General features: G+C 61.7%; 1 protein-coding gene. It reads left to right on the top strand.

Translation table 11 applies throughout. The annotated features are described in order from the left end of the window. Positions 1-418 (top strand): Crp/Fnr family transcriptional regulator (locus tag MKK88_RS00960; RefSeq protein ID WP_243996715.1); only part of this gene is annotated, 418 nt, incomplete at both ends.

Genomic DNA, 418 nt, shown 5'->3' with positions numbered 1-418 from the left:
ATCACAGCATCGGTACTAGCTGGGGCTGCACCATCGTGGATATCCCACGCTCGGTCATCGAGCATCTCACGGCCCACCACCCCCGCATCACGCGAGCGCTCTGGTGGGCGACCCTCGTCGATGAGGGCACGCTGCGGGCATGGCTCGTTAACATGGGGCAACACGAAGCCGACCAGCGGATGGCGCATCTCGTCTGCGAGTTGCTCGTGCGCCTGCGGGTCGTAGGCTTGGTGAGCGAGGACAGCTTCGAATTCCCAATGACCCAGGATGATCTAGCGGACGCGTTGGGTATCACCGGCGTGCACGTGAACCGGGTTCTTCAAGATCTGAGAGGTCAGGGCCTGCTCGAATGGAGGAGTAAGCGCCTGCGCATTCCCAACGCTGCGCGGCTGATGGATTTCGCCGAGTTTGATCCGAA

The organism is Methylobacterium sp. E-005 (assembly GCF_022829725.1).
Classification (GTDB): domain Bacteria; phylum Pseudomonadota; class Alphaproteobacteria; order Rhizobiales; family Beijerinckiaceae; genus Methylobacterium.
This window is presented reverse-complemented; position numbering and strand designations above follow the sequence as displayed.